The following is a 26,146-nucleotide window of genomic DNA, read 5'->3' as shown; positions in this document are numbered from 1 at the left end:
TTTTCCACGGTAAGAGGAACTGGGATCCGCTATCTAGCCGATTGCACCTGGAAAACGCGTCATGGGGTCTAAATTAGACCCTGTAGTTCCGCTTCCAGAGGAAACAGCTCGTTTTCCTCCTATATAGGGGAACATAGTTCCCTTACACTGTTCAGTGTGCTTTAGCAGTATGGTGAATAGCGTGAGGGGATGGTGGGGGAGTGGAAAGAAGCAAACACCGAATCCTGACGGGGTCTGATGACCCGTCAGGATTTTTTAATTCGAAGGAAAATCGAATACTCGCTACAGCTCCACAATCAAACCATCATAAGCAACCTCAATCCCATGAGGCCCGAAAATGTCAACCAAATCCTCATGCAGCAGCCCCGCATTATGAGAGAAATGCGTCACGAACACTTTGGCTCCCGGCTTCAATGCTCCGACTTCGTCCATCCATGTTTTCGTCTCGAGCACAGCATCCACGTTCATATGGTTGTTCCTGTGACCCACTCGGCCCGTTGTGCATTCCAGAATGACCAGATCGAACTGCTTATCCTTCAGCCAAGCCCACGTTTCATCCGGAAACCACCCGCTGTCGTTGCCATACAAGACTGTTTTTCCGTTTTTCTCGATAGCATAAAGTAAGCAGGTTTCAAGGGAATCGTGATCCGCCAGCAGCGGAACGATCGTGGCCGTTTGTGTCTGGACAGGCTGAAACGGGATGACACGATGGAACTTATAGTTGTGTTCTAATCCATTCAGCGCTTGAAAGATAAGGCGGAAAGGAAGGTCATGTCCGTAAACATGCATGGCTTCTTCACCTGACTGGGCATACCCTTTTGCGCGAATAGCCATATCCTCAGCGTAAAGATGATCAGAGTGCGAATGGGTGATGAGCAGATCTTTTACGCTGTTCATATCGAGTCCATACTGAAAGGAATGCATCAAAGTATCGGGTGGGAAATCGACCTTCAAGTCGTGGTCAAACATGACCGAGGTGCGGGAACGCCTATTCTTCCCTCCGCGTTCGCGGGCTTGCTTGCAGGTGAGGCATTGGCAGAACAGCGAGGGTATGCCCTCAAATGCTGCTGTTCCCAGAAAATGAACCTTCATGGATGAGTCCTCCTTGGCGCCAAGACTGTTGTTGTTTCGTTACAGTTTAATGTTGTTTATTGCATGAATGTTGTTGTCTTCTTGTTGTTTAGTGCCAATTGTATCCCCGCTTGGCAGCGCTGTCAATGGAGAAAAATGATTACTAAGGTTCCAAACAAAGGGAAGAATAAAAAAACAAATCCCGTTGGTTGGAGGTAAGCAGCAATGAACACGTTATTTAAGTTGAAAGAACGGGGCACAACGGTGCCGACGGAACTCATGGCGGGGGTCACGACGTTTCTGACAATGGTCTATATTGTCATTGTGAATCCAGGGATTCTAAGCAAGGCAGGAATGGATTTCCACGGGGTATTCATTGCAACGGTGCTGGCAAGTATTGTGGCGACGCTGATCATGGGTCTATTTGCGAACTACCCAATCGTGCTTGCGCCTGGCATGGGGCTGAATGCATACTTTGCTTTTAGCGTCGTGGGAGGAAGCGGTGTGAGCTGGCAGACTGCGCTTGGCGCTGTTTTTGTCGCAGGAGCCTTATTCATCGTGTTATCGTTAACTTCTTTCCGATATATGCTGCTGGACGCGATTCCTACAAGTTTGAAGCATGCCATCACAGCGGGTATTGGTTTGTTCATCACATTTATTGGTTTGCAAAATGCGAAAGTCATCGTAGCTTCTCCCGCAACACTGCTGACATTAGGTGATCTTAGAGAACCTATGACGGCATTGACGATTATTGGTCTTATTGCTTCGCTTATCCTGATGGCTTATCAGGTGCGCGGCTTTTTGTTCTTCGGCATGTTAATTACTGCTGTATTGGCCTGGCTTATGGGATTGCTGGCGATGCCGGAGACATTCGTTTCAGCGCCGACAGGGCTTTCTGCCACGGCTTTTCAGTTAGATATCAACGGTGTTTTTTCTGGCGGGATGTATGCTGTCATCTTTACATTTTTGCTAATTACGTTGTTTGATACAACGGGGACGATGCTTGGGGTCGCCGAGCAAGCAGGGCTTCTCAAGGACAATAAGTTCCCGCGATCGAGAGGCGCACTGTTGGCTGATGCGATAGGAACCTCGACAGGCGCCTTGCTTGGAACGAGCCCAACCTCCGCTTATATTGAGTCCAGTTCTGGTGTCGCTGTTGGCGGGAGAACGGGTCTAACGGCGATCACTGTCTGCGTTTTGCTGGCCTTAACGCTGTTTTTCTCGCCAATCATTGCCGTGCTTGCCAGCATTCCGGCCATTACCGCCCCTGCGCTAATTATTGTAGGCTTCCTAATGATGAATGTGCTGCGCAAAATAGAGTGGCAGGATCTGGAGGAAGCCTTCCCAGCTTTTCTAATCGTGGTATTGATGCCATTAACGTATAGTATCGCAACTGGAATTGGCATCGGATTTATCGTCTATCCCGTATTAAAGCTGCTCCGCGGAAAAAGCAGGGATGTTCATCCTATTTTTTACGTATTTGCCGTGTTGTTCTTTATTCAGATTGTGTTTTTCACCCATTGAATCGTACGGAATTTTCAAAAACAAAATGTAACAGAAGGCACCCTAGCCGGTGTCTTCTTTAATAGCGGCTAGTTTATCGCGGACGGAGGTTTCCAGCTTGTAGATTCGCTGCTTCTCGTCATGGATCTGACGCAGAAGGGTTACCATGGAGCTGAGGGTGCTTTGGACACCGATCGCATCTCCTTTTTTCGCGCTTTTCTTAAAAGCGCTCCATAACGGGGACAAGCTTTTGCGGGATGAATGGGCAGCGCTCATCTTGGCCTTAATTTGCACGTTCATCGGATCGATGTCTTCGAGACGGCCACGTAGGTTCTTCGCTGCTTTGGAGGCTTTATCCTTGGCAGCTTGATGGGCTTTCTCTTTCGATTGAATATCTGCGCGCGCTAGCTGAGCAGGAAGTTTCAATGCTGTGGCCTGAAGGCGCAGCATGGCGTTCAGGCTTTTGATTTTGAGCGGCCGAACGTCTTCGATTTGTTTATTAATTGCGGTGTAACGGGATAATAATGGTTTGTAGCGCTCCTTCGTTCGTTTAACTTCCTCTTCCAGATTGGCTAATTGGGCCGCGTCGATTGCTTTAGACTGCTTGCTTAGCGCTGCCAGTGCCTCTTTATTTTGGTTATGTTGCAGCGTAATTGATTGATCCAACTCTTGTTCTTGCTTCTGAAGGGTGAGCAGCTCGCCTTGCAAAGAGTGAATACGATTAGCCTGAGATTGACTCGAAGCGGCTAACGTTTTGTCCAAGAGTCCAGCAGTGAAGTTGAATGGAGCTGCCGCTGATGCCTGCCCGGAAAGGGCTGAGAATAGGAACAAAGCGGCGAGAAGCGAAGTGAATATTTTCAGATACAAGCCTCCTTTATTTTCGAGGAAACACAAAAAAGCACCTGCAAGAAAAGGACTAGGCCTTATCCTACGGGTGCTTCCACGTAAAGTTTTCGCTCGAAATATGATAGATGTACTATATCAAGCGAACTCGCAAAGTGTCAATACGAACGCCAAATTTGCTCATGGAGCATTCGTACCTTACACTAGTTAAGACTGGTAAAATAACCACGACCAAAGGATGGAACCGCCATGATGAATCAACTTTCTATGAATGATTTGAAACGATTTAAGCACGAAATTACAAGATTTATGATGACGTACAAATTCGCATTGGACGCCATGGAAACACGCGTAGAAATCTTAGTGCAGGAATTCGAGATGCTGCATGAATATAATCCTATCGAGCATACCAAGTCCCGCTTGAAGTCGCCGGAGAGCATTTTTCATAAGCTCAGCAGGAAGGGAGGAGACATGTCTTTTGACGGCATTAAAGCATGTGTTAAGGATATTGCCGGTATGCGTATTACATGCTCGTTTGTCTCCGACATTTATGCGATCTCCAACATGCTCAAAAACCAAAGTGACTTGAAGGTGCTGGGTGAGAAGGATTACATCAAGCATCCCAAGCCGAATGGCTATCAAAGTCTTCATTTGCTGGTAGAAGTGCCGGTGCATCTGACGGACCGCCAGGAAAGTGTGTGCATCGAAGTTCAAATTCGTACAATTGCGATGGACTTTTGGGCCAGCTTGGAGCATAAGATATTTTATAAGTTCAATGAAGGCAACCAAACTGTACCTGCTCGATTGTTGGAGGAGCTTAAACAAGCGGCTGTCGCTGCAGCTGCGCTAGATCTGCAAATGGAACGTCTGCATGCCGAAATTGAAGAGATCAAAGAAGAGCAGACGCCCGACATCTTGGCCAGCGACGCGCTTAACAAGATTGTCATTAACAACCAGCAGTTTGCTTTGCCACAGGCGTTGCTGGAGCTTTTGAATGATGATGACGGCAGGTAAGATCGTATCCTACAAATGGATGCTGTGTCTGAGCACTTCTGTGCTATAATGAAAGGATTGGAACAGAAGGGTGTTGCTTCGGACATGCAGGTATTTGAAGATTGGAATCAAAAAGTGAAATCAACGTTTAACGCGACGAGTAATGAAGTTGTATTAACGGTGATGGAAGCTGGGAAATCGTTAGGTCTCACCAAAGATCAGATGAAGCAGTATGTAGACAAAAACAATTTAACCAAAGTGCCAATTATGAGGAGTGTTCATCGCTACTTGCTATTGAAAAGCGAGATTGATGAGATTGTGAGGAAATCATGAATAACGGCGAACAAACGTATGCGAATCACCGCAGAATGCATCCATTATTTCACTTTGTATTCTCTTTGCTAGCGTTAGTACTATTGGTTACTTCGATCGTAGAGCTAATTAGATCCGTACAACTTGGGGATCAATTGCTGCCTTCGTTTCTTTTTCTACTCATTTCTATCATTGTGGTCATTGTATTCCTGCTGATTCGTTCCTATCCATTGAAAGCACAGGATCGTGCGATTCGTGCAGAAGAGAACCTCAGGCACTATGTTTTGACTCATAAGCTGCTGGATTCGAGACTAACGGTTAGTCAGATTGCTGCGTTGCGCTTTGCCTCCGACGAAGAGTTTCCTGCTCTTTGTGAGAAAGCGGCTGACGGGCAATGGTCATCGGATGCGATTAAGAAATCCATCAAGAGCTGGAGAAATGACGGATATCGCATATAGGTTGTCAAAGAAAAGGCATTTCCCTCTGGGATATGTCTTTTTTTGTTGAAAAATATCTGTTAAAGCCGAAAAAATAGTTATTTTATCCTAGGACTTCTGGTACACTTCATGTATGTGAATTTGAAAAACGTCCCCATACATGAGGTGTATCATGACTAGTAAGCTATCAAATAAATTGTACCAATCTTTCATACATAAGTTTGCAGGGGATACCAAAGAGTATAGAAAAGTTTTCCTTCTATTCGGCTATCTTTTCTGTGTCGTATCCGCTTCCACGATTGGAAGAACGGCGGCAGATACGTTATTTTTAAGTCGATTCGATAACTCCTACTTATCTATCATGTACTTGCCACAAGCCATTGTCATGATTACGGCCGGCATCCTTTTTCAACGATACTCACCCAAGGTGCGGTTGGAAAGCCTCATGAAGTGCTTGATTCCGCTGATTTCCTTGCTCGTTCTGGTGTCTAGATTTGGCGTCGGCCTGGAGCTGCGCTGGGTGTTCCCGGTCATATACATCGGATATGATGTGTTCAATTTCCTAATGATTGTTTGTTTCTGGCAGTTCGCCACATCTGTGATGGACCAGCGGAAAGCGAAGCAGATGATCGGAATCGTGGGGAGCGGAGGAATTACGGGCGGCATTCTCAGCGGTTTCGGGTTAAAAGCGCTCGTTCCGCTCGTCGGCACGGCGAATCTGATTTACTTCTATGCAGGCTTGCAACTGCTGGGGTTGGCTGCTGTATTTTTAATTATTAAGACGGCAAAAGATACGGTCGAAAGCAAGCCCGCACAGCCTAGAACCATTTCACCGAAGCAAAACGTGCAGCGGAAGTCGGGGCTTTTTGCCAGTGTGCCGCATCTGAAATATGTCGCGATCCTATCGGCAGCACTGGTCTTATCCCTGACTTTAATCGACTATCAATTCAAAGTTATTTTAAGAGGCACGTTGCAGAATGAGGCTCTTGCGGGATTCATGGGGAGCTTCTATGGGTTCTCTGGTTTGATTGCACTAGGTTTTCAGTTATTTGTTTCAGGACGCATTTTGACGCGTTTTGGTGTTATGACGGCACTGCTCATTTTTCCTATTACGCTATTAGCAGGCAGCTTGGGGATTCTAGCGCTTCCGGTTCTCGCAATGGCCGTCGTCGTGAAGGGAAGCGATAAGGTTGTCGGGGACACGCTCTATTCTTCGGTTAGCCAATTGGTGATGTTCCCTGTTCCACCGGAATGGCGAGGCAAGGCCAAAAGCTTCCTGGACGGGATCGTCCGCAATGGGGCCAAAGGGTTAGCAGCCATCTGCTTACTGATCGTTTCGCGTCTACTAGCTCCTGAACAGCTCAGTTACATTGTACTGGCGCTTCTTGTTGTAGGCATTCTAGCTGGGATTAAGGTGAAAAAAGCGTATCTGCACACCCTTCTCGCTAATCTGAAAACAGGAGGAGACGATCTGCAAAAGGTCGAGCTGAATCTGATGGATGCGGTGAGCCGGAAGATGCTAATCGATGCGCTGTCCAGCCCGGACAAGCAGCAAGCTTTATATGCTTTTGGTCTTTTGCGTAAAATGGAGGGCTTCGACTTAACGCCTCATCTGGCTGGCTTGCTCCATCACCCGATGCCTGAGATGCAGATAGAAGTCCTATCTTATGTGGAGCAAATGATGCCCGAAGGCCTGCAGCCCACCTTGCATGAGCTGGCGTTAACGGCGGAGTCTCCGGATCAGGTAAAAGCGAAAGCTTTGCTAGCACTTGCTGCTTATGCCAATGAAGCTTATCTGGATGAAGTTACGGCGCAGCTGGAAGTCCCCGAAGTGGAAGTACAGGCTGCAGCTATTGCCGGTCTAGTGAAATATTACAGCATCGAGGGCATGTTCCGAGCGGTAGGCAAGCTGAAAGCCATGATGGAAAGCGGGAAAGAGGAAGAACGTATTGCTATGGCTGCTTTATTCGGGCAAATTCGCGTGAAAAACTTCTATAAGCCGCTTATTTCGCTTTTGCAAGATCGTAGTTCTCAGGTCAGAATCCGCGCGTTGGAATCGGCCGCGATGCTTCATGTACCGCCATTAATTGTACCGATCATTACCATGTTAAAAGATAGCCAAACCCGGCGGTACGCCACTCAGGCCCTAGCGGCCTATGATGAGGAGGATGTGCTGCCGCAGTTGGCGCCGTATTTGGAGCGGCAGGATGTGGGGCTATATATGCCTGCCGTACTTGAACAAATCGGGACACAGTCCGCCTTCGATCTCTTGTTTAATTCCTATGAGGAAGCTGGGTATGAGATGCGGGATCGCATGCTGGAATCGCTCCTGCGTATGCATCGTAGATTGCCTCAAGTGGATAACAAGAGAGTAGAATCCTATATTTTTCTCGAATTGCAGTTGTACGGACAGTTCGCTGAACACGGTGCTCATGTCATCGGCGAAGATGGTTATGGCAGCATCGAAGAAATGATAAAGGAAATTCGAGAGGCGATTAGCAAGCGCGTCTTCCAGTTATTGTCCTTCATCTATGAGGAGCAAACGATGAAGGCTGTATTCATCGATTGGTCAGAAGGAGACTCGCGCCAGCAGGCGAATGCGGAAGAGGTTATGGATCAAACCCTGCAGGGCGCGTTGCGCACGGAGATGGCTAAGTTCATGGCGGCATCGCGCGGACTGGTGCGTAGCAGTGGGGGGAGTGGCACCTTCCAAGAACATCTTGACTGGCTTGCGAGCGGGCAGGATGCCTGGCTGACGCAAAACATAAAGTTTCTCGCAAGAACCTCTGTGGATAACTCTGCTGCACAAGAGGATGATTTCATGGACCGCGTTCAGCTGTTGCGGCATGTGACTCTTTTCAAAGGAATGACAAGCCGAGATCTCTCGCACATAGCCCAGCGTTTAGACAAGCTGAGTTTTGCGCAAGGAAGCGTTATGATCCAGGAAGGGGATTCAGGTGATTCTCTGATGATCATGCAGCGGGGGAAGGCAGGCGTTTATCGAGGCGAGCAGCGGCTAGGTGATCTGAAGCAGGGCGATTGTTTCGGCGAAATGGCGGTACTCAGCCAGGGTCCGCGTACCGCGACGATTCGCGCTGAAGAGGATGTTCATCTGTGGCGGCTGGATTCAACTGCCTTCTATGATATGATTTTCGATCAGACGAGCATTGCGGTAGAAATGATGAAGCTGCTTTCTCGCAGACTGAGGACTGAACTAGCGCGGGTGTCCGCGGCGGATTCATCCTCGGATGTTAAGCTTATGCGGGACGAGGTTGCTGCGGCAGCGCAAGCACATTCCGTTGGGGCCAAGCCGGCTCAAGAGTTGACACGGGATGAGGCTCTGTTGCGGCGAATCTTGGTGCTGCAGAAGATTGAACTGTTCCAGCATTTGGCGCAGGATGACTTCATCTGGTTAGCCCAAATGGTAGACGAGGTGGCCTATGAAGCGGGAGAAGCGATTTGTCATACGGGCGACTTCGGAGATACCATGTATGGCATTATCGAAGGCAGCATTCGTGTGCATCGAGGCAGCGATGAGTACGCCGTTCTTCGGGAAGGCGATTTCTTCGGCGAGATGGCCATTATCGACAGCGGACCTCGTTCGGCGGACTGCACGGCGAAGGAACCAACCTTACTGCTGCAGCTCCATCGGGATCAAGTGATGACCTTCTGCTTTCAGAACATCGACGTTTTGCGCAGCATGATGCGAGTGATTGCCGAACGGCTGCGGGGCATGAATTAAAGCAAAGGGGCTTCCCAGAAAGGTCATCTCTGACCTTCTGGGAGAGCCCCTTTATTTGTTGCGCAGACGTTCCTTGCGCAGCAGGTAAATAAAATACGGCGCGCCGATGACAGCCGTCATGATCCCTACAGGCACCTCGCGCGGGAGGATAATGATGCGGCCAAGCAGGTCGCCGAGCAGCATCAGATCTGCGCCGATGACAGCCGCCAGCGGGATCAGCCACTGGTGCCGGCTGCCGACGAGCCTGCGCGCGATGTGCGGGGCGATCAGGCCGATGAAGCCGATCGCGCCCACGGCCGACACCGAGATGCCGGCCAGTGCAACGGCAAGCAGCAGCAGCAGGAAGCGCTGCTTCGCGATGTTAAGGCCCAGCGAGGCGGTGATGTCGTCGCCAAGCAGAAACACATTCAGCTTGGCAGAATTCGCCCACACGATGGGCAGGAGCACTGCGATCCACGGCAGCAGTGTGTAGACATCGTGCCAGCTGCGGCTCCATAAGCTGCCGGAGAGCCAGAGCAGCGCCATGTTGATATCGCTGGGATGCCTGACAATCAAGTACTGTATGCCGGCTTGGAACACAGTACCAATCGCTACGCCCACCAAGGCTAACGTGGAGGGGCTAAGTGTTAACCGGCGGCTGAGGAGCAGCAGGAGCAGGAAGGCCAGGAAGGCGCCGGTGAAAGCGGCAATCGGCAAGACGTAGCTTGGCGATTTGGGGAACAGAAAGATCACCGCAGCTGCCATGAAGCCGGCCCCTTTCGTAATCCCCACGACGTCTGGGCTGGCCAGCGGATTTCGCACTAGACCTTGCAGAATGACGCCGCCGACGGCTAATCCGAATCCCGCTAGTATCGCGACGAGGACGCGGGGCAAGCGGACTTGATGCACGATGAAGTATGACTGGCTTTGTGCATCCGTTAACCCGGACCATACCTCGCCAAACGGAATACGCACAGCGCCTACATGAACATAAAGGGCTGTTAATACAACCATGATAACCAGAGCGACTATCAGAGAGAGGGCAGAAGTGTGCGTGAATTTTCTCACTTCGCACCTCCTTGCTTGCGGGCCAAGTAAATGAAATATGGTGCTCCAATCACTGCGGTTACGATGCCCACCGGTGATTCGAAGGGGAAAGCGATGAACCGGCTGAGAAAGTCGGCATAGACGAGCAGGATTCCACCGAGCAGGGCGGTCATTGGCCCTAGAATAGGCAAGTTTGGCCCAATCATAGCGCGAGCAATGTGCGGAACAAGCAGACAAATGAAGCCGATCGGGCCGCATAGGGCTACGGCAGAGCCGGCGAGAATGAGAACAAGTACCATGCTGACGCCACGCACGATATTTACGCGCTGGCCTAGGCCTGCCGCAATGTCGTCATCAAGCAGCAGCAGCTTGAACGCTGGCAGCATGAGGGTGAACAGCACCATCCCGCCTATGAAGAAAGGCAAGATGATCTGCACATCCGACCAACCCGCCAGATTCAGGGAGCCGACCAGCCAGAAAATCATGCTGTCCGTGGCATGCTGATTCATAATAATGAAACCTTCCGTCAATGAGGACATGAGGAAGTGGATAGTGATTCCGGCTAATGCTAGACGCACATACTGCTGGCGTCCTCCGCCTGCTAACGACCAGATCAGCAGAGCGCTTAGAGCAGCTCCAACAAAGGCAAAGCCGATAAGTCCGAAGTTGCCGAAATGTGGCAAAGCGACAAGCCCGATCACAACGGCTAGCGCCGCACCGGCATTAATCCCGAATATATGCGGGGAGGCCAGAGGGTTTTTGGTTGTGATCTGGGTCAACATGCCGGCCAAAGCGAGCTGCATCCCAACGATACACGCCATGATGGCGCGCGGTAGACGAAGCGTTTGGATATACAGATGGGCCTTATCGCTGCCCTGATAAGTCACAGCTTCGAACAAAGTACGCCAAGAGATATAAGCTTGGCCCCATTTCAAATTGCAAATCACGCCGATCAACATCACGAGAACAGCGGCAGAAAATAGGAAGAGCAGAGGCCATTTCTGGCTCTGCTTCTCAGTTATAGGCTTCATTGGACTATTGCCCCAGATTCTTCATTACATCATCAAGAATTTTCTCGGATCCAAGGAATCCGCGCGATAGAGACCAGTCACGACGCTCTACCGTATATACTTTCTTATTCGCTACAGCGTCAATCTTCTGCCAAAGCGGATTTGTTTCCCATTGTTTAACAATCGTTTCTTTCTCAGTTGGCATCAGGAACAGAACTTGCGGATTGGCTTCCACCAGCTGCTCAAGTGTAATTTGCGGGTAAGCAGCAGCATTTTTTACTGGATCTGTATAACCAAGCATGGCTAGGAAAGAACCGCTGTAAGCGTGATCGGAGTGTGCGAAGAATCCTTTGGGATTCACAACAGCTGGAAGTACACGAAGATTTGTAGCGGTTAGTTTCTTTTTCACCGCATCAACTTTAGCTTGGTGTTCTGCCAGACGTTTCTTGCCTTCCTCTTCTTTACCGACAGCTTTGGCGATGATGCCTACGTTTTTCAGCATTTGATTGTAGTCGGCTTGGAAATCATCCAATACGAGAACAGGCGCAATGCCTTTTAGTTGGGCAATAGCATTCTTATGCTTGTTGATGTCAGCGATGATCAAATCTGGTTTCAGTGAGGCAATGAGTTCGATGTTTGGCTCGTAACGGGAACCTACGGACTTGTAGGTTTTGAGTTGGGCTTTGACAGAGTCCATCAAAAGATCCGGGCTGTCATCATCCGCAACCCCAACTGGCTGTACGCCAAGTGTGACAAGGATGTCAGTGAATCCGAATTCCATAGCAACGATGCGTTCTGGTTTCTTAGGTAGTTCTAGTGTTCCTGTAGCATCCTGCACAGTAATTTTACCGTTTGCTTGCGCGGCTGGTTGCTGGCTTGCAGCTGGTGCTGTGGATGCTGTAGCTGCGGGCTGGGTATTCGTCGATTTGCCACAAGCTGCTAGGCTTAGTGCAAACACGGTGATCAGTGCGATCAGGCTAAAACGGGTAAAATAGTGTTTCATTTGTTGACTCCCCCATGACAATGATTATTATTCTCATTTGAAATAATACGCTCAATTTCCGCGTAAGGACATGTCTAATTTGAATAATCAGCATGTCTGATTATTAGATTAATTTTGGTTCGCGACAAATTCCGACGGGGAGGTGCCGGTCTTCTTTTTGAACACTTTGCTGAAATGGAAATAGTCGATGAATCCGACACGTCCTGCTACTTCTTTGGCGAGTAAATCGGTGTGAAGAAACATCTGTTTCGCTTTCTCAATGCGCAGGGTGTACAAGTAATTCATCATCGTCATGCCGGTTTGTTTTTTGAATAGAACCGTAAAATAGCCAACGCTCATACCCGCACGTCTAGCCAGCATCGGAAGCGAAAGCTCCAGCATGTAGTGTTCGTTCATATAGGAAAGAATCTCCTCAATGGATTCGCTAGATGACTTTTTGTCCTGCGTTAAATGGGATTCATAGAGATAAATGAAAAGAATGCGCTCAAGCATCATGCGCTTTCGAATTGTTTGAGCAGCTATTTCCTCATCCGACAGCGGGTGGATCTCCTCCGTAGTTCGAAGCAGCTCGTCCAACATATAGTGAATTTTGATTTCACTTAAAGTAGTGAGAGGGCCATGAAGGGACCAGGGGTAACCTTCAGGTATCATCCGGTAGGTGATTACGATGTATTCGGCTGTTTTGGTTTTGGGAACCTGTATGGCGTAGGGGCCATGCTCGGGATGGCAAGCATAGGCTTGCGAACAAACCAGTGGTTCCTGGTTATTCTGATGCAGCGTTATATGGCCGCGCCGTACAATAATAAGCTGGTACCTGTCAGCTGGACATCCAAGTGTAAGGGAGGAGCTATGTGTCTCGATCTGCTCGATAAGCGGGACGAGGGGGATGAGCTGTTGAAAATTCATAATCGGAATCCTTTCCAATCCTAGACATGCTTTTCTTTGATAGTGACACAGAAAGTGGTTTGCAACAAGTGGAGAAAATATGCAAAACGATGAGGGTTCCAGTCGGAATTTGGCAGAATAACGGCTCCTGAGTCCTTTACAGAAAAGTGGCTACTTGGGAGACTGGCGGATGAGCTGCTGTTGGTCGTGGTGTGGGACTTTAACTAGGCTGCTTGTTACCCGGTGAATACAAAAAAAGACTATCTCAAAAGTAGAAGACTCTACTTTCGAGACAGCCCCTCTCACTAGCACCTGCTTGGAATTACTTGCCAAACAGCTAGCGCGGATCGTGGGTATTTACCCACCTTATAATGCGTAGACGCTTTTCATAATAATTTCGGGCAGCTCGGCTTGCTGAGCATAGTACTGCTCAGGCGTGATACTGCCGCTGGACAGGCGCGCATCAAGCTGTTCAATGAGCTCTGCGAGCTGAAGATCAATTACTTTTTGAACATCGACCTTATTCGCCTCAGCGATATCGGCTAGTGACAGCCCATTATATTGGGCGTTGTAGATGTCTTCCTCGGAAGCTAGCCCAAGAACGTGGAGCAGGTCATATTTTGCAGCTATAAATTGTTTTTTCATTATAGATACCACCGTACATAGGTTATAGTCCAGCTGCCCCGTCAGCTGGAGGTTGTGTCCCCAAAGGGTCCTGCTCCAGTATATGCAGGAGTTCGCGATCTGGCTTGGGGACTTACCTTATTACACAGGTTAGGTGTGATTGAATCACCGAAGAAAGCAAAAAAGAGCGATCCCAAAATCTTGCAAGCAAGATCTTTTTGGGATGGCTCTTTGTGATGGTTTCCTAGCCCTGCCAAGCGCCTATGATGATGCCGCCAATGAGGTAGGCAACCAGGTGATAGCCGACAGTAATGAAGTACAGCGGGAGCTTGGCATTTTCGAACAGGTAGTTCATGCCGATTTTCAGAGAGATGCTCAGGCCAATCAACGCACCTACCGCAAGCCCTGTTACCCAAGTGGTCGCATCGCCCATTGTCAACAGAAGAGCAAGAATAAAGGAGCCGCCAAGAGCTGTTAAGGCGGTAAGGATGTAGGTGAGCGGACCTCCTCCGGACATCTCTTCCATTTTTACATGACGCAGCTTGGCCCATGCACGACCGAATAGAACGGGTGAATACCACAGAAAACCGAGCACCATAGTGACCACTGTAGCGACAAGCACAGCGAGATAGTTCACTTCTAATAAATTCAAGATAAGACCCCCAGAGCTGATGTATGTTATATCGTTTACAGATGAATTGTATCGTGGTGCTGTGTTCTTGTAAATGACGTTTCTAGTTGATCTGGTACGAAAGTATACCATACATCCCCCTCTAAGGTAGCAGTAATAAACTACTCTTGTGTGGGAAGGCGCAAACTGTATGCTGAGCTACAATAAGTTTGTAAGCAAGTGCAGAACAAGAAGGAGGCAGGGCAGCGAGATGATCCGTTTAAAACGCAAAGTGATGATCGGTTCATTGAGCCTCTCGACTTTCCTCATCATGGGTACGGCATATGCCTACTCGGATGCGAGTGTCCCATTGCAAAGCTGGTACAAAGCAAATTTCCAGCTGGGCAAGAATGAAGTGTATAGCAAAGCAATTCGAGGTTTGAACGAAAGCAAGATGGCCATGAAAGCTTCGGTGGATGAGGTGCTCTCAAGTAGAATTGACAGCTTGATGCAGGTTCAGGATGTCGAGGCGCAACATGCGAAGAATCGTGTAGAGGCGATTAACCGAGATTACGTCAGTCAGATCGAAAGCACAGCGGAAGAATTGGCGAAAACAGTAGGGCCGACTCAGTTCGACAAGTATGTTCTTGCTACGAACAAGAAGTTTGACCTTGAAGTGGATCAATTGGCCGTCGAGGTGCTTAAGGAATTAACGTTATCACCCGTGAAGTAGTCCGTCATTGTGAATTATGATTCAACAAATAAAAAGATAAAACAAGGGAGATTGATGAATGATGAAAGCATTGAAAAGTAAATTGGCAGTTGGGGTTATCGCGACAGGATTAGTAGCAGGTATGGGGACAGCTTTTGCAGCAACAGATGCTGGCGGTCAGCTTCAAAGCTGGTACAACAGTGCAACGAAAGTAACGAAAGCTTTGGTTGCTGGAGATGTAGCGAGTTTCGTTGCTTCCAATAACGATAAGTTGGTTGCAGACTACAAAGCGATCAACAAAGGTGCTGTTAATGATGTAAAAACAGCGGGTACAACCGAAACAACGCAAACGCAAGGTGCTATCAACGGTCAAGTAACAACGTACTCCAATGCCATTGACACGAAAAAAGGAAGCATTGTAGCTAGCATGCCTGGCGAGTACGACAAAGTTGTAAATGATGCCAATACCATTAACAATGGCGTTATCGATGCTCTTGGTTTTGTCGGTAAATTAGACATCACCCACGATGTAAACGAGCAAGGTAGCAAATCCTTGAAAGCTCTAGAGAGCGATGTTGCTGCTACGCAAACGCAAGCAGCAGCGACGTTGACTACGAAAATCGAAACGACAAAAACGGAACTGAACAGTTTGTTGAGCCAAGAAAGAACGGCAGCATCTCAAGAGATTAAAGACAACTTAACTGCTAAAATTGCAGCTAAATTAGCAGAGCTTCAGAAGCTTGCTGATGATCTGGAAGCAGCTAACATCAAAACAATCACGAACAAAGGCGACGCGCTTGAAGCTTCTGGCAAAACAGCTCTTGAGAACATCGTACTTAACGGTTTGAAATAATAAAATGCCTTAAGCGGACTGGCCCCGGCTTCGGGGCCTTACGCTTACTTTGAGATAAGGGAGGAATGAACATGATGAGCAGAAATGAAAAGAAACATAAGGTGAAATCCAAGCGGATGGTCGCAGCCGGAATTGTTTCTTTAACTGTCGTTCTCACGGCATCCGCCGGAATTTCTTATGCGGATATGGATATTGCCGGTGCTATGGCTTCTTGGTTCAACAAGAAAACCGAGCAAGTGATCCAAGGCCTGGATCAATCCATGAAATCAGAGACCGATGCGCAGAAGGAATTGTTAAAGAAAGAATTGCAGCTTCGACTTGAAGCATCCACTAGAAGCCTTGAATCCTACACAGATAAACAGAAACAGCTTCATCTGCAGGCACTTGAGCAGCATGCGCAAAGTCTGCTTGCTGCCACCGATGTGAAAACTGAGCAGGATCGCATACAAATTTTGAATAAGCTGCAATCCATTCTCGACAGCGCCAAGGGTGCCATGGACACATTAGCGGCTAGTTATGTACCGCCAGCTATGGTGTTCACACAGAGTCCGCCTGTCATTTTGGTACCGACGCCACCGCCTGTGTTGCCGCCTGCGCAACCACCTACGGCGCCACCGCCGACGGTTATTAAGGATGTATATGGGCAGCAATCAGATGCGAGTGTAAGTCATGTCACGTACAATCAATCATAATTTAGCGTTAGAGCTAGCGAGGGTGGGAAAGCATCATGACAGTTGGGGTTTTGGAACGTAAGAAGTCAGCAGCGACGAAGCACAAAAGTGAATTCTGGGGTTGGGTGCGATTCTTTTTACTACTCTCGTTAGCCTTTATATTGATAAATAACATGATAGGGCTCACGAGGGTCTCCGGGAATTCTATGAATCCGACGCTGGAAAGCGGCAATATTTTGCTAATGAATAAAGTATCGCTATTTTTTAAAACGCCGAAGTACGGCGATGTGGTTGTTATCAAGGATGAACGGTTAGAATTCAGCATTATCAAACGTGTCATTGCCGTACAAGGCGATCGCGTATTCATTCGGGATGGTGTTATCTACGTCAACGAAAAACCGCTGCCTGAGCTGTATACAGCCGGTAAGTCGGAGAATATGGACGTACAGACGATTCCAAGCGGCCATCTATTCGTGGTCGGAGACAATCGGAACCTGGGTGAAAGTAAGGATAGCCGTGATCCCTCTCTGGGTCCTGTACACATCAAAGATGTGAAGGGTTATGCTGTCTTTTCCTTGCTGCCCATGCATCAAATTGCAGAGCCTCTTGACCTGTAAAGCCAAAAAAGATCCGGCGGGTTATCCCAGCGGATCTTTCTTATGTGCAGGCGATTATCGCTGCATTTCGAATTGAACCAATCCTTTGGACAAGGCATATAAGGCGGCTTGCGTCCGATCGGCTAGTTCTAACTTGGCTAGAACCTGACTCACGTGCTTTTTGACGGTGAACTCTGTGATGTAGAGGGCGTTTGCAATTTCTTTGTTTGAGCGGCCTTTCCCTAGCGACATCAAGACTTCTAGCTCTTTGGGAGTCAGCTCAGACAACTCCTGCTTTTCTCTGCCCGACTTATGGTCCATGATGGACCCCATCAACACCGGATCGTAGTACTTACGACCACGAGCTACAACCTCAATCCCGTACAACAAATCTTCTGGAAACGCTTCCTTTAAACAGACGCCATCAATCTGCAGGGACTGTGCGAGATGAAGCTCACTTTGAGTGATAGATGAAGTTAAGATTATATATTTACAAGCATGTCCTGCCCTGCGCGCCTCTTGAATAAAATCGATTCCGTTCTCATTTCCCAAATTCAAATCTACGAGCACAAGATCGGGGTTTGTCTGATCCAGAAGCCGTAGAGCCTCCTGCGTATTGGCTGCTTCCCCAACAATATTCATGGATTGACCAGATGAAACAATGGTACAAATGCCTTTGCGAACAAGCGGGTGGTCATCAAGGATAATCATATTCATCGATCGGGTTCCCTCCAAAGTGTTGCGATCTATGATATACTGAAACTAGGTATTAAATCCTAGTGCTTATTACCTATTATTGTAGGCGACTGATTCATTGTATAACAAAAATAGTCGAAAGACCATTAAGAATTCATAAAGTTTAGGGGTATTTTAGGATGGTTTTATCTAATAAATCTAGTTTATATGTATTTTTTGGGGGCAGATGGGTGCTGCTGTTGGTGGGTCTCTTGATCTATACCAAATCGGGCAACGTAACGCCAGGTTTGTTGTTAGCTGCGGTTCTTTTTCATACGGCTTACAGCCTGTTACATCTGTTTAAAATGGGTCAAAAAGCGGCTATAGCCGCATCTTTCGTTGATATTGGTTTCGGGGTTTATTTGCTTTGGTTAACAGGGGGCTTGTCCTCACCGTTCCTAATCTACTGTTTTACCGGGCTCTTAATGGTTAAACGGTTTGTGACATGGCGAAGGCTTTATGCAATCTCGTTCTGTTATGCTCTTTTCCTCCCGATCATCTTTGCAGCGACTTCTGAGCGTGCTGCTTATATGTATCTCCTGAACCATTTTGACTATAGCTTTATTGTGTTAGGGTACTTCGGTTTGATAAGTTCTGCGAACTACATCCTACAAGTAGTGCGTAAACAATACCGCAAGCTGGTGATGATCTATTCGTCTCGTTTTATGGCGCGGCAGCCGAGGAACCAAGGGAGCATTCCTTATATAGAAGGGCTGCTGAAGAAAGTTTTGGATGAGCGCGAAGTCATTCTTTGTATGGAAAGCGATAGACAGAACGAGAAAGTACATAGTTGGAAGCGCACTTACTTCACGAACTACATGAAGCAAAATGCCTTTCTGAACGGTCAGAGGATGTACGCCCAATTGCCATCACCAACAGGTGAACTAGAGTCGCTGTACATCCAGACACTGCTCGATCGCAGCGGGGAGTCCTATGGTTGGCTATTAGTGAAGGCTGAGAAAAATGAATTGTCTATCTTGCACAAAATATATATCCAATTCATTCTTATGAGGCTCGAAGCTATTCATTTTAGTAGCGAGGAGCTGCGGGAAGCAGAAGAAGCAGCGGTCGCGATAGAGCGGGGGACGATTGCCCAGAACATCCATGACGGCATCACGCAAGAGCTATTTTTCATCTCAATACAGCTGTTTCAATTGAAGAATGCACTACCTGCACATGCACGCGAAGAAATGCTCCCTTACGTAACCGAGGTCGAGAAAAAGGTGAAAGAAAGCCACCGCAATATCCGGCAATTCATTATAGAGCTTAAAGATGAAAAGAGAACGATTAATCTCCATTACGCCATTGATAAACTCCTGCATCGTATTACAGAAAACACAGGGGTGAAGCCGATATTTGAACATATCGGTTGGGTTTCGCAGGAACAGGTGGATGTCGAAGGCGCGATCTATCACTTGGTGGAGGAAGCAGCCAACAACGTGATCAAACACGCGAAAGCCAAACATCTTCACGTAACGATTGAAGTTACGAGTGTACAATGGACGGTTATGATTAAGGATGATGGAATCGGAATGAAGACCGTGGATATGCATCAAGAAGGAAGGCTTGGATTAGGGGGTATGGAGAGCCGAATTCGAGCTTTGAATGGGACAATCTCATTTCAATCTGAGGAGGCCGCGGGCACAACAGTTACCGCATGCATACCACGTGAAAGGAGTACAGCGTATGTATAAGGTCATTATTGCGGATGACAGCTCCATTGTAAGGGCAGGTCTTCAAATGCTGCTTAATAGTTGTGGAGCTTATGCGGTAACAGGCGTGGCTGCCAATGGTAATGAAGCGATTGAGCAGTCCCTATCTTTAGTACCGGATTTGCTGCTGACTGATCTCAAGATGCCCGGCATACCAATCATCGAAGGGGCGAAGTCACTTAAGAGGCTATATCCGCAGATTAAAATCATTATCTTAACCGCATTTGATGAAAGTGAAGATATTTATCGTGCCTTCCAAGCAGGCGTGGATGGTTATTTAATGAAGGATACGAGCCCTGAGGTCATCTTGTCCACGATTGATGAGGTCATGAAAGGAATATCTTATTTCCAAAGCAAAGAATACGGAACCTATCCCGCCTCAAAAAGGAGTTCACTCATATGAACTTGCAGCGCCTCGAGAATCAGCCAATCGATCAACTGATGATGTTCATTATCGCCAGCATGGCTTCGGTATGCACGATTGGTGGAACATTCTATTGGCTCGTTAGCAGAGACTCAGAATCGTATCTTTATATGGTAACCTCGCTTACCGTGTCCCTTTTCGCTTGGGGAATTCTCGTGATTCAGAGGAATCTGCCCAAAGAAAACGCATATACGAAGCTCATATCGCCGATCATCATCTTCGTTGTTGTTATCGTGACTACGCTGTACAACCCTTTGTCTTTGTGGCATATGTGGGTGTCGATTGCTTTTTGTCCCATTCTGCTTAGTTTGCTGGTAGATTCCAAAATATATGTATACGGCTGCCTCATTATTATGATGTATGTCGTGCTCCTTTCTATATTTGGACCTGCATCTGTTATTGTTGGGGACATTTCGCCAATGATTGCTGCAATAACCAGAGGTGCCTATACATTAGGAAGTACGATTCTTGGCGGTATCATTCTTATTTCACGTAAACAGTATACAAAGCGTGTTGAAGCTTTGGCGTTCCAGCAGCAGAAACAGCAGGTGATTAATCTTCTGCAGAGCTTTATTCCCGTTGGAGAACGAAAAACCCAGACGTCGCGCAAAGAAATTGGAGAAATGAGCATGCTCCTCAAATCGCTGGTGAAGGCTTATGGAGAAATGCGCGTGCAGGAGTGGGAGATTGATCTGTTGTCGCTTCTGCATTTTGTCAGTAGGGTCAAGCTTCCGGATTATATGTTCGAAAAGGAAGGCAAGCTGTCTGAGTTCGAATACGAAGTTGTTCAGGAGCACTGCTATATGGCCAAGGAATTATGTGAGGGCATCCCGGATTTTGGGGAGGTGGAGAAGGCTTTCCTGTATCATCATGAAAAAGTGGACGGCACTGGCTACCCCTATCGGCTTGCAGGAGATCAGATCCCGCTGCTGTCGCAGATGCTTGGATTAGTGGAAGTATTCTTGGCGCTAACGACGGCGCGCTCTTACAGGCAGGAGATGTCTCAGCGGGAGGCCTATGCAGAAATCCAGAAGCTGGCGGGGCATTCGTTCCGCGCAGATATCGTAGAGATTTTCGGAAAAGTAATCGATTGAAGCCAGTAGCTTAGCTGCGCCTAATATCCAATATTACCCTGATCCAAGTGCGCCTACTCTAGCCTTTCCTGTGGAATATTAGTAACAGTCTATGAAGGCTTAACTCAACCACAGAAGGCAAGGAGTGAACCTGTACCATGAATTACATCCGTATCCTTACCGTCGTGATTGCGATGCTGTTCGGACAGACCCTGCTCGTATCCGCTGACGGTTCTTATCATTTCGGCTTCAAAAAGAGCACCAACGGACAGCGTCCTTCCATTGATGAAGAAGGCTTCAAGAATCTGTTGAAGCAGCATGGGGCTATTTTTACAGGCGATCTAGCGGTCAAAGAATTGTACCTGACGTTCGATAATGGGTATGAGCAGGGGTATACCGGCAGAATTTTGGATGTGCTAAAAGAAAAGCAAGTGCCAGCCATCTTTTTTGTGACAGGCCACTATATCAAAACAGAGCCGGAACTCCTGAAGCGCATGGCGCAAGAGGGCCATCTGATTGGCAACCATTCTTGGAGTCATCCGGACATGAGTCAAATCTCAGCTGAGCGCATCAAGAAAGAGCTCGACCAAGTAAGAGATGGCGTCAGCGCCGTCACGGGGCAGAAGGAGATGCGTTATTTGCGGACACCGCGGGGCATCTTCAACGGCCAGTCGTTAGCTGTCAGCCAGCAGCTTGGCTACACGAACGTGTTCTGGTCCATTGCATACCGCGACTGGGAGCCCAAGCAGCAGAAGGGCTGGGAGTATGCGTATCGGAATGTGATGGCGCAGCTGCACCCTGGCGCGGTGATTCTGCTGCATTCCGTGTCTAAGGATAACACGGAAGCTCTCGCCAAAATCATTGACGACGCCAGAAGTCAGGGCTATCAGTTTAAGAGTTTGGACGAGATGGGAACTCGTACGCCGTAATAGGAAAAAGGATGCCCTGGGGTAGGGGCATCCTTTTTTGTGTTGTTGGTGGAGGCAGCCGCCACTGGCTCCACGGTTGAATGGGTGGAAGATTAGATAGAATAACTGCTTCTAACCGCGATGCAGCTCTCGATTCGCTTAAATTAGCGGTAGTTTTTCCTACTGCTGCCTTACCGTAAATTTTAAACTCTCTTATCTTAAGCTCCCGCACCCTTGCTCAAATAGTTCTCAACCGTCGACTGGGATTTCTTATCCTCCAGCCATGTCGTCGAGAGGGAAGCCAACTTCTGAGTCGTGATCGATGACTTAATATCTTCTTTTTTCTCCTCCATGGTAGGCGTGGAGGCTGCTTTGCGATCCGTTACTTTAATGATGTCGTAACCTGTGCTCGTCTTAACAGCGCCGCTGGTTTCTCCCGCTTTTAGAGCAAAAGCCGCGGTGTCGAAAGCCTCGTCCATGTTACCGCTAGCGATGTAACCAAGTGAACCGGCATTATCTTTGGTTGCCGTGTCCAAAGATTTGCTTTTAGCTAACGCGGCAAAATCAGCGCCATTTTTCAAATCAGCCACAATGGCATCTGCCTCTTCTTTCGTCGCAACGGAGATGTGGGAGGCCTGAACTTGCTCTGGAACCTTCAAGGTTTCGAGGTTTTCATCGTAATATTTCTTGATCTCATCGTCTGTAATCGTGATTTGAGGTGTTAATATCTTTTTCAAAAGGACTTGCGATTTCATACTTTTCTTAAGATCGTCTATGGTCATACCGTAAGAGGTAAGAGCTTGCTCGAATTCAGCGTCAGAGCCATAGGAGCCTTTGACATTGGCAATTTCTTTCTCAATATCTTCGTCGGTGACGGTTACGCCTGCCTTTTGGCCCTCCTGATTAATGAGCTCTTCAGAGATCATGGAATCTAACGTCTGCGCACCACCGCTGGTGAGCATGGCCTGATATAACTGATCAGAGTTGATGCTGACACCATTGACTTTGGCGACGGGCTCGACCGCACCTGCACCACCTTTCGCTGTTTGCTTCGTCGGTGGGTAGAAGGCAATATATGCGATAAGGCAGATCAGCAGGATAGCTGATACCCATTTCCATGTGGGATTTGACCGTAGCTGTGTATTATTCATAGTTGCTCCCTTCGAATATGTGTCTCTGGATGACATGCTCTTATTATGCCTACGAAATCTGAAGCTTAGATGAAGTCTAACTGAAAGTTTCATGAAGGCTTAGCCGGATTATGGAAGCAGTAGGGGCTAACATTGGATCGTCCAAGATACTAACACTTCATTTTAATTTGTGTGCAATTTAATTGTTGACAAAGTTAAGTGGAGTTGGTATGATTCATTCATAAGGTTTGCATCAAATTAATTTGCTAACAAAACAGTGGTGAGAAATCAAGAATAAACAACAGAAACTTAACAACTTAACAACTTAACAACTTAACAACTTAACAACTAAAATTAACAAACAACGATCAATAAGGAGGCATTTGTATGCACCACAAAGCGATCATCATCGGAACAGGCCCAGCGGGATTAACAGCTGCCATATATTTAGCTAGAGCGAGCATCGAGCCGCTTGTCATTGAAGGCATTCAGCCTGGCGGCCAATTAACCACGACAACAGAAGTGGATAACTTTCCAGGATTCCCCGACGGGATTATGGGTCCTGAACTCATGGACAACATGAGGAAGCAGGCGCTGCGCTTCGGCGCCAAAATTCAGTCAGGACGCGTAACAGAAGTGGATATGTCGAAACGGCCATTCACGTTATTTCTGGAAGGCGGAGGTCAGTTGACCGCGGACTCCATCGTTATTTCCACAGGCGCTTCAGCTAAAAAGCTAGGTATCCCTGGGGAATCCGAGAATATCGGAAAAGGCGTCAGCACTTGCGCAACTTGTGATGGATTTTTCTTCAGGAATAAGAAAATTATCGTGATTGGCGGCGGGGATACCGCGATGGAAGAGGCACAATTTTTGACTAGATTCGCTTCTGAAGTACGCGTCGTGCATCGTCGTGATGATCTGAAAGCATCGAAAATCATGCAAGATCACGCTCGCGGCAATGACAAAGTGGCCTGGAGCCTGAACCGTACACCGCTGGAAGTTGAAGCTGGACCGCTGGGTGTAAAAGGGCTCAAAGTACGAAATAATGAGACTGGCGAGGAAGAGTTTCTTGAGGCAGATGGCATTTTCCTAGCAATTGGGCATACGCCAAATACAGGCTTCTTAGGTGGACAATTGCCAACCGATGAGCTCGGTTACCTGCAAGTCATTCCGGGAACGTCCAAAACAGGAGTACCAGGCGTATTCGCCTGTGGTGACGTGCAAGATCACATTTACAGACAAGCGATCACATCGGCAGGAAGCGGCGCTATGGCTGCGCTGGATGCTGAACGTTATATTTCAGAACATGCTGCGCTTGTAACCAGCCAATAAACTCAAATTCAAATTCTAGGAGGAATTTATCATGTCAGTTAACCAAATTTCAGATAGCACCTTTCAAAGCGAAACAAGTAGTGGAACAGTTCTCGTCGATTTCTGGGCACCATGGTGCGGCCCTTGTAAAATGATCGCTCCGATCCTGGATGAACTTTCTGCCGAGGTTGGCGACAAAGCCAAAATTGTAAAAATCAACGTGGACGACAATCCGGAGTCCGCTGCTAAATATAACGTTATGAGCATTCCAACTTTGCTGGTTTTCAAAGACGGGCAAGTAGTGGATCAGCTAGTAGGCGTGCAACCCAAAGAGAAACTTAAAGCAGTCATCGAGCAAGCTTAATCACCTTTTTCCAGCACCAGAACATATAAACGACCAAACTACTAAATTAATCAGGAGGCACTACAATGACACAAGTACAAGAGCGCACAGGAGTAGCAACAGTTGGAGGAAATCCCGTAACCCTGCTTGGCCCAGAAATTAAAGTTGGCGATCAAGCACCCGATTTCAAGGTGAATAAAGATCTTATGACAGAAGTGAGTCTAGCGGATTATGCAGGCAAAATTAAGCTGATTTCCGTTGTTCCTTCCGTTGTTCCTTCCGTTGACACAGCAACTTGCGATGCGCAAACGCGTCGGTTTAATGTGGAAGCAGACAAACTTGGGGATAATGTTGTTATCCTTACGATTTCGGTGGATCTTCCTTTTGCACAAAGCCGTTTCTGTGGGGCTGCCGGTATTGATAAAGTCATTACACTTTCTGATTACAAACATCATAACTTTGGTCAAGCGTATGGCGTATTGATTAAAGAAATTCAGCTTGATCAACGGGCTATTTTCCTTGTAGATGCTGACAATACCGTTCGTTATGTTGAATATTTGAGCGAAATGAAAGAGCATCCGAATTATGACGCGGCACTTGAAGCGTTGAGAGAGCTTGTATAAACAAAAAAGGACGAAGCAGATTCATTCTGCTTCGTCCTTTTTCGTTTATACGTGAATGCCGGCAGACTGCTGGAGCCTAGCGGCAATTTTCATGAAATCTTCAGGGAATATGCCAGGGGCGAACTCTTCCGGTGTATCGGCGTACTCTGGAATCGGACCTCCTTCCGGGATGCCTTCCTTGACGATCAGCTCGCCGCCATCCTCGGGATGAACGCCTTTCCAGATCTGCTCCAGGTCCCGATAGTCCTCATCGCTGAAGCGATACAAGACCCGGTGAACCCCTTTTTCCTCATATTTGCGAGTCTCATTGAAGGCTCGGTTATCCAGACTCGGAATGGGGATAAGCTTGGTCACGTCAGCGCCAGTAGCCACTTCAAGCGCTTTGGCGTAAGCAACCACATGCACGCCTCCTCGAACCAGCAAGTAGCCGATCATAGCGCGAGCAACGGGGTGACTGGTCATTTCGTAGACGCGCATCTTGTGCGTGCGGGCTCCGCACTCCAAGAAGAAGTTATGCAGCAAATCTAGGATGAGATTGCCGCTGTTGAACACATTCTCGCCGGTCCAAGCTTTGCCCATGGAGTCCACGGGGAGCGCATTTTGACCGGCAAAGATGAAATGCTGCGTATTGCGCACATCCTTGGCAGCCCCCAAAGGCGTTGAATCGGGATCGCCGGGTTTCGTTGCGCCTGCTAAGCACAGATTAATCGCGTGGGTAACGAGCTCGACATGGCCGAATTCTTCAGCTGTAATACTAGAAACAAGATCATAAAAAGGTTTCAACTTTGTCTTATTCTTGAAATTAAACGACTGGAACATGTAATTGTTCAGCGTGGACATTTCGCCGAATTTCCCGCCCAGCAGCTCCTGCACAGCAGCGGCTGCGTTCGGATCGGCGGTTGTCGGCTGCGGCAGTTCAATGGCTAAGCGATTGAATCTTTTGATCAAAATGATCCCCTCCAACTGGTCAGATACGGATGTATTCTACCCAAGCTT

Annotated in this window: 27 protein-coding genes; 16 read left to right on the top strand and 11 right to left on the bottom strand. The window is 47.8% G+C overall.

What is annotated here, in order from left to right; translation table 11 throughout:
- Positions 1-282 precede the first annotated feature (282 nt).
- On the bottom strand, positions 283-1,092 hold the full coding sequence (locus tag GQF01_RS10890; RefSeq protein WP_161406803.1) for an MBL fold metallo-hydrolase: 810 nt from the start codon (positions 1,090-1,092) through the stop codon (positions 283-285).
- Between the two features lie 204 nt (positions 1,093-1,296).
- On the opposite strand from GQF01_RS10890, the gene GQF01_RS10885 reads away from it, so the two are divergent.
- Positions 1,297-2,595 (top strand): NCS2 family permease, encoded by a 1,299-nt coding sequence (locus GQF01_RS10885; protein WP_161406802.1) that lies wholly within the window; start codon positions 1,297-1,299, stop codon positions 2,593-2,595.
- A 42-nt stretch (positions 2,596-2,637) separates the two neighbouring features.
- Here the strand turns inward: GQF01_RS10885 and GQF01_RS10880 are convergent, their stop codons facing one another.
- The gene (locus tag GQF01_RS10880; RefSeq protein WP_161406801.1) at positions 2,638-3,441 is read right to left on the bottom strand and encodes a hypothetical protein; all 804 of its coding nucleotides are present in this window, start codon (positions 3,439-3,441) and stop codon (positions 2,638-2,640) included.
- Positions 3,442-3,669: 228 nt separating this feature from the next.
- On the opposite strand from GQF01_RS10880, the gene GQF01_RS10875 reads away from it, so the two are divergent.
- The 4 genes from GQF01_RS10875 to GQF01_RS10860 all read left to right on the top strand — a co-directional run bounded on the left by GQF01_RS10875 (position 3,670) and on the right by GQF01_RS10860 (position 8,901).
- A complete protein-coding gene (locus tag GQF01_RS10875) occupies positions 3,670-4,431 on the top strand; it encodes a GTP pyrophosphokinase (RefSeq protein ID WP_161406860.1) in 762 nt (253 codons plus the stop codon).
- An 84-nt stretch (positions 4,432-4,515) separates the two neighbouring features.
- Positions 4,516-4,743 (top strand): DNA-binding protein, encoded by a 228-nt coding sequence (locus GQF01_RS10870; RefSeq protein ID WP_161406859.1) that lies wholly within the window; start codon positions 4,516-4,518, stop codon positions 4,741-4,743.
- The gene (locus GQF01_RS10865) at positions 4,740-5,180 is read left to right on the top strand and encodes a DUF6526 family protein (protein ID WP_161406800.1); all 441 of its coding nucleotides are present in this window, start codon (positions 4,740-4,742) and stop codon (positions 5,178-5,180) included. The genes GQF01_RS10870 and GQF01_RS10865 overlap by 4 nt, the downstream gene beginning before the upstream one ends.
- A 151-nt stretch (positions 5,181-5,331) precedes the next feature.
- Positions 5,332-8,901, top strand: coding sequence for an Npt1/Npt2 family nucleotide transporter (locus tag GQF01_RS10860; protein WP_161406799.1), 3,570 nt, complete (start codon positions 5,332-5,334; stop codon positions 8,899-8,901).
- A 51-nt stretch (positions 8,902-8,952) separates the two neighbouring features.
- Here the strand turns inward: GQF01_RS10860 and GQF01_RS10855 are convergent, their stop codons facing one another.
- The 6 genes from GQF01_RS10855 to GQF01_RS10830 all read right to left on the bottom strand — a co-directional run bounded on the left by GQF01_RS10855 (position 8,953) and on the right by GQF01_RS10830 (position 14,101).
- Positions 8,953-9,894: a FecCD family ABC transporter permease gene (locus GQF01_RS10855; protein ID WP_161406858.1), complete on the bottom strand. Its 942-nt coding sequence runs from the start codon at positions 9,892-9,894 to the stop codon at positions 8,953-8,955.
- A gap of 50 nt (positions 9,895-9,944) precedes the next feature.
- Positions 9,945-10,958 (bottom strand): FecCD family ABC transporter permease, encoded by a 1,014-nt coding sequence (locus tag GQF01_RS10850; RefSeq protein ID WP_161406798.1) that lies wholly within the window; start codon positions 10,956-10,958, stop codon positions 9,945-9,947.
- A gap of 4 nt (positions 10,959-10,962) precedes the next feature.
- Complete coding sequence (locus tag GQF01_RS10845; RefSeq protein ID WP_161406797.1) at positions 10,963-11,940, bottom strand: ABC transporter substrate-binding protein; 978 nt, start codon at positions 11,938-11,940, stop codon at positions 10,963-10,965.
- 108 nt (positions 11,941-12,048) lie between these two features.
- Positions 12,049-12,846 carry an AraC family transcriptional regulator gene (locus GQF01_RS10840; protein ID WP_161406796.1) on the bottom strand — a complete coding sequence of 266 codons (798 nt, stop codon included), beginning with the start codon at positions 12,844-12,846 and terminating at the stop codon, positions 12,049-12,051.
- A gap of 345 nt (positions 12,847-13,191) precedes the next feature.
- Positions 13,192-13,470 carry a hypothetical protein gene (locus GQF01_RS10835; protein WP_161406795.1) on the bottom strand — a complete coding sequence of 93 codons (279 nt, stop codon included), beginning with the start codon at positions 13,468-13,470 and terminating at the stop codon, positions 13,192-13,194.
- 223 nt (positions 13,471-13,693) lie between these two features.
- Positions 13,694-14,101, bottom strand: coding sequence for a DUF1761 domain-containing protein (locus GQF01_RS10830; protein ID WP_161406794.1), 408 nt, complete (start codon positions 14,099-14,101; stop codon positions 13,694-13,696).
- 229 nt (positions 14,102-14,330) lie between these two features.
- Between GQF01_RS10830 and GQF01_RS10825 the strand changes: the two genes are divergently transcribed.
- From GQF01_RS10825 to lepB, 4 genes are all read left to right on the top strand, one after another.
- Positions 14,331-14,792, top strand: a complete 462-nt coding sequence (locus tag GQF01_RS10825) for a hypothetical protein (RefSeq protein WP_161406793.1) — start codon at positions 14,331-14,333, stop codon at positions 14,790-14,792.
- Between the two features lie 58 nt (positions 14,793-14,850).
- A complete protein-coding gene (locus GQF01_RS10820) occupies positions 14,851-15,624 on the top strand; it encodes a hypothetical protein (protein WP_161406792.1) in 774 nt (257 codons plus the stop codon).
- Between the two features lie 71 nt (positions 15,625-15,695).
- A complete protein-coding gene (locus tag GQF01_RS10815) occupies positions 15,696-16,316 on the top strand; it encodes a hypothetical protein (RefSeq protein ID WP_161406791.1) in 621 nt (206 codons plus the stop codon).
- A 35-nt stretch (positions 16,317-16,351) separates the two neighbouring features.
- Positions 16,352-16,912: a signal peptidase I gene (gene lepB, locus GQF01_RS10810; RefSeq protein WP_161406790.1), complete on the top strand. Its 561-nt coding sequence runs from the start codon at positions 16,352-16,354 to the stop codon at positions 16,910-16,912.
- A gap of 54 nt (positions 16,913-16,966) precedes the next feature.
- Here lepB and GQF01_RS10805 read toward each other — a convergent pair whose 3' ends face one another.
- The gene (locus GQF01_RS10805; protein WP_161406789.1) at positions 16,967-17,608 is read right to left on the bottom strand and encodes a response regulator; all 642 of its coding nucleotides are present in this window, start codon (positions 17,606-17,608) and stop codon (positions 16,967-16,969) included.
- Positions 17,609-17,766: 158 nt separating this feature from the next.
- Between GQF01_RS10805 and GQF01_RS10800 the strand changes: the two genes are divergently transcribed.
- The 4 genes from GQF01_RS10800 to pdaA all read left to right on the top strand — a co-directional run bounded on the left by GQF01_RS10800 (position 17,767) and on the right by pdaA (position 21,764).
- Positions 17,767-19,320, top strand: a complete 1,554-nt coding sequence (locus GQF01_RS10800; RefSeq protein ID WP_161406788.1) for a sensor histidine kinase — start codon at positions 17,767-17,769, stop codon at positions 19,318-19,320.
- Positions 19,313-19,741: a response regulator gene (locus tag GQF01_RS10795; protein WP_161406787.1), complete on the top strand. Its 429-nt coding sequence runs from the start codon at positions 19,313-19,315 to the stop codon at positions 19,739-19,741. The genes GQF01_RS10800 and GQF01_RS10795 overlap by 8 nt, the downstream gene beginning before the upstream one ends.
- The gene (locus tag GQF01_RS10790) at positions 19,738-20,856 is read left to right on the top strand and encodes an HD-GYP domain-containing protein (protein ID WP_161406786.1); all 1,119 of its coding nucleotides are present in this window, start codon (positions 19,738-19,740) and stop codon (positions 20,854-20,856) included. The genes GQF01_RS10795 and GQF01_RS10790 overlap by 4 nt, the downstream gene beginning before the upstream one ends.
- Positions 20,857-20,993: 137 nt before the next feature.
- Positions 20,994-21,764, top strand: a complete 771-nt coding sequence (gene pdaA, locus GQF01_RS10785) for a delta-lactam-biosynthetic de-N-acetylase (RefSeq protein ID WP_161406785.1) — start codon at positions 20,994-20,996, stop codon at positions 21,762-21,764.
- Positions 21,765-21,961: 197 nt separating this feature from the next.
- On the opposite strand, the gene GQF01_RS10780 is transcribed toward pdaA, so the two are convergent.
- The gene (locus GQF01_RS10780; protein ID WP_161406784.1) at positions 21,962-22,894 is read right to left on the bottom strand and encodes a peptidyl-prolyl cis-trans isomerase; all 933 of its coding nucleotides are present in this window, start codon (positions 22,892-22,894) and stop codon (positions 21,962-21,964) included.
- A gap of 366 nt (positions 22,895-23,260) precedes the next feature.
- On the opposite strand from GQF01_RS10780, the gene trxB reads away from it, so the two are divergent.
- The 3 genes from trxB to tpx all read left to right on the top strand — a co-directional run bounded on the left by trxB (position 23,261) and on the right by tpx (position 25,150).
- Positions 23,261-24,205 carry a thioredoxin-disulfide reductase gene (gene trxB / locus GQF01_RS10775; protein WP_161406783.1) on the top strand — a complete coding sequence of 315 codons (945 nt, stop codon included), beginning with the start codon at positions 23,261-23,263 and terminating at the stop codon, positions 24,203-24,205.
- A gap of 31 nt (positions 24,206-24,236) precedes the next feature.
- Complete coding sequence (gene trxA / locus GQF01_RS10770; RefSeq protein WP_161406782.1) at positions 24,237-24,548, top strand: thioredoxin; 312 nt, start codon at positions 24,237-24,239, stop codon at positions 24,546-24,548.
- A 65-nt stretch (positions 24,549-24,613) separates the two neighbouring features.
- A complete protein-coding gene (gene tpx, locus GQF01_RS10765; protein WP_161406781.1) occupies positions 24,614-25,150 on the top strand; it encodes a thiol peroxidase in 537 nt (178 codons plus the stop codon).
- Positions 25,151-25,195: 45 nt separating this feature from the next.
- Here the strand turns inward: tpx and GQF01_RS10760 are convergent, their stop codons facing one another.
- Entirely contained in the window at positions 25,196-26,098 is a 903-nt protein-coding gene (locus GQF01_RS10760) for a manganese catalase family protein (protein ID WP_161406780.1), read from the bottom strand.
- Positions 26,099-26,146 lie beyond the last annotated feature (48 nt).

Source organism: Paenibacillus silvestris, assembly GCF_009882985.1.
Classification (GTDB): Bacteria; Bacillota; Bacilli; order Paenibacillales; family NBRC-103111; genus Paenibacillus_E; species Paenibacillus_E silvestris.
Note: the sequence above shows the minus strand (reverse complement) of the source record. Positions and strands in the feature narration are given on the sequence as shown.

Excerpts from the sequence above, each read along its gene's own strand:
- GQF01_RS10800 (WP_161406788.1), top strand. The coding sequence starts at position 17,767 with ATGGTTTTATCTAATAAATCTAGTTTATATGTATTTTTTGGGGGCAGA.
- GQF01_RS10875 (WP_161406860.1), top strand. The coding sequence starts at position 3,670 with ATGAATCAACTTTCTATGAATGATTTGAAACGATTTAAGCACGAAATT.
- GQF01_RS10815 (WP_161406791.1), top strand. The coding sequence starts at position 15,696 with ATGATGAGCAGAAATGAAAAGAAACATAAGGTGAAATCCAAGCGGATG.
- GQF01_RS10890 (WP_161406803.1), bottom strand. The coding sequence starts at position 1,092 with ATGAAGGTTCATTTTCTGGGAACAGCAGCATTTGAGGGCATACCCTCG.
- GQF01_RS10780 (WP_161406784.1), bottom strand. The coding sequence starts at position 22,894 with ATGAATAATACACAGCTACGGTCAAATCCCACATGGAAATGGGTATCA.
- GQF01_RS10790 (WP_161406786.1), top strand. The coding sequence starts at position 19,738 with ATGAACTTGCAGCGCCTCGAGAATCAGCCAATCGATCAACTGATGATG.
- GQF01_RS10825 (WP_161406793.1), top strand. The coding sequence starts at position 14,331 with ATGATCCGTTTAAAACGCAAAGTGATGATCGGTTCATTGAGCCTCTCG.
- GQF01_RS10850 (WP_161406798.1), bottom strand. The coding sequence starts at position 10,958 with ATGAAGCCTATAACTGAGAAGCAGAGCCAGAAATGGCCTCTGCTCTTC.
- trxA (WP_161406782.1), top strand. The coding sequence starts at position 24,237 with ATGTCAGTTAACCAAATTTCAGATAGCACCTTTCAAAGCGAAACAAGT.
- GQF01_RS10860 (WP_161406799.1), top strand. The coding sequence starts at position 5,332 with ATGACTAGTAAGCTATCAAATAAATTGTACCAATCTTTCATACATAAG.
- GQF01_RS10885 (WP_161406802.1), top strand. The coding sequence starts at position 1,297 with ATGAACACGTTATTTAAGTTGAAAGAACGGGGCACAACGGTGCCGACG.
- GQF01_RS10865 (WP_161406800.1), top strand. The coding sequence starts at position 4,740 with ATGAATAACGGCGAACAAACGTATGCGAATCACCGCAGAATGCATCCA.
- GQF01_RS10795 (WP_161406787.1), top strand. The coding sequence starts at position 19,313 with ATGTATAAGGTCATTATTGCGGATGACAGCTCCATTGTAAGGGCAGGT.
- tpx (WP_161406781.1), top strand. The coding sequence starts at position 24,614 with ATGACACAAGTACAAGAGCGCACAGGAGTAGCAACAGTTGGAGGAAAT.
- pdaA (WP_161406785.1), top strand. The coding sequence starts at position 20,994 with ATGAATTACATCCGTATCCTTACCGTCGTGATTGCGATGCTGTTCGGA.
- GQF01_RS10845 (WP_161406797.1), bottom strand. The coding sequence starts at position 11,940 with ATGAAACACTATTTTACCCGTTTTAGCCTGATCGCACTGATCACCGTG.
- GQF01_RS10820 (WP_161406792.1), top strand. The coding sequence starts at position 14,851 with ATGATGAAAGCATTGAAAAGTAAATTGGCAGTTGGGGTTATCGCGACA.
- GQF01_RS10840 (WP_161406796.1), bottom strand. The coding sequence starts at position 12,846 with ATGAATTTTCAACAGCTCATCCCCCTCGTCCCGCTTATCGAGCAGATC.
- GQF01_RS10805 (WP_161406789.1), bottom strand. The coding sequence starts at position 17,608 with ATGAATATGATTATCCTTGATGACCACCCGCTTGTTCGCAAAGGCATT.
- GQF01_RS10855 (WP_161406858.1), bottom strand. The coding sequence starts at position 9,894 with ATGGTTGTATTAACAGCCCTTTATGTTCATGTAGGCGCTGTGCGTATT.
- GQF01_RS10870 (WP_161406859.1), top strand. The coding sequence starts at position 4,516 with ATGCAGGTATTTGAAGATTGGAATCAAAAAGTGAAATCAACGTTTAAC.
- GQF01_RS10835 (WP_161406795.1), bottom strand. The coding sequence starts at position 13,470 with ATGAAAAAACAATTTATAGCTGCAAAATATGACCTGCTCCACGTTCTT.
- trxB (WP_161406783.1), top strand. The coding sequence starts at position 23,261 with ATGCACCACAAAGCGATCATCATCGGAACAGGCCCAGCGGGATTAACA.
- lepB (WP_161406790.1), top strand. The coding sequence starts at position 16,352 with ATGACAGTTGGGGTTTTGGAACGTAAGAAGTCAGCAGCGACGAAGCAC.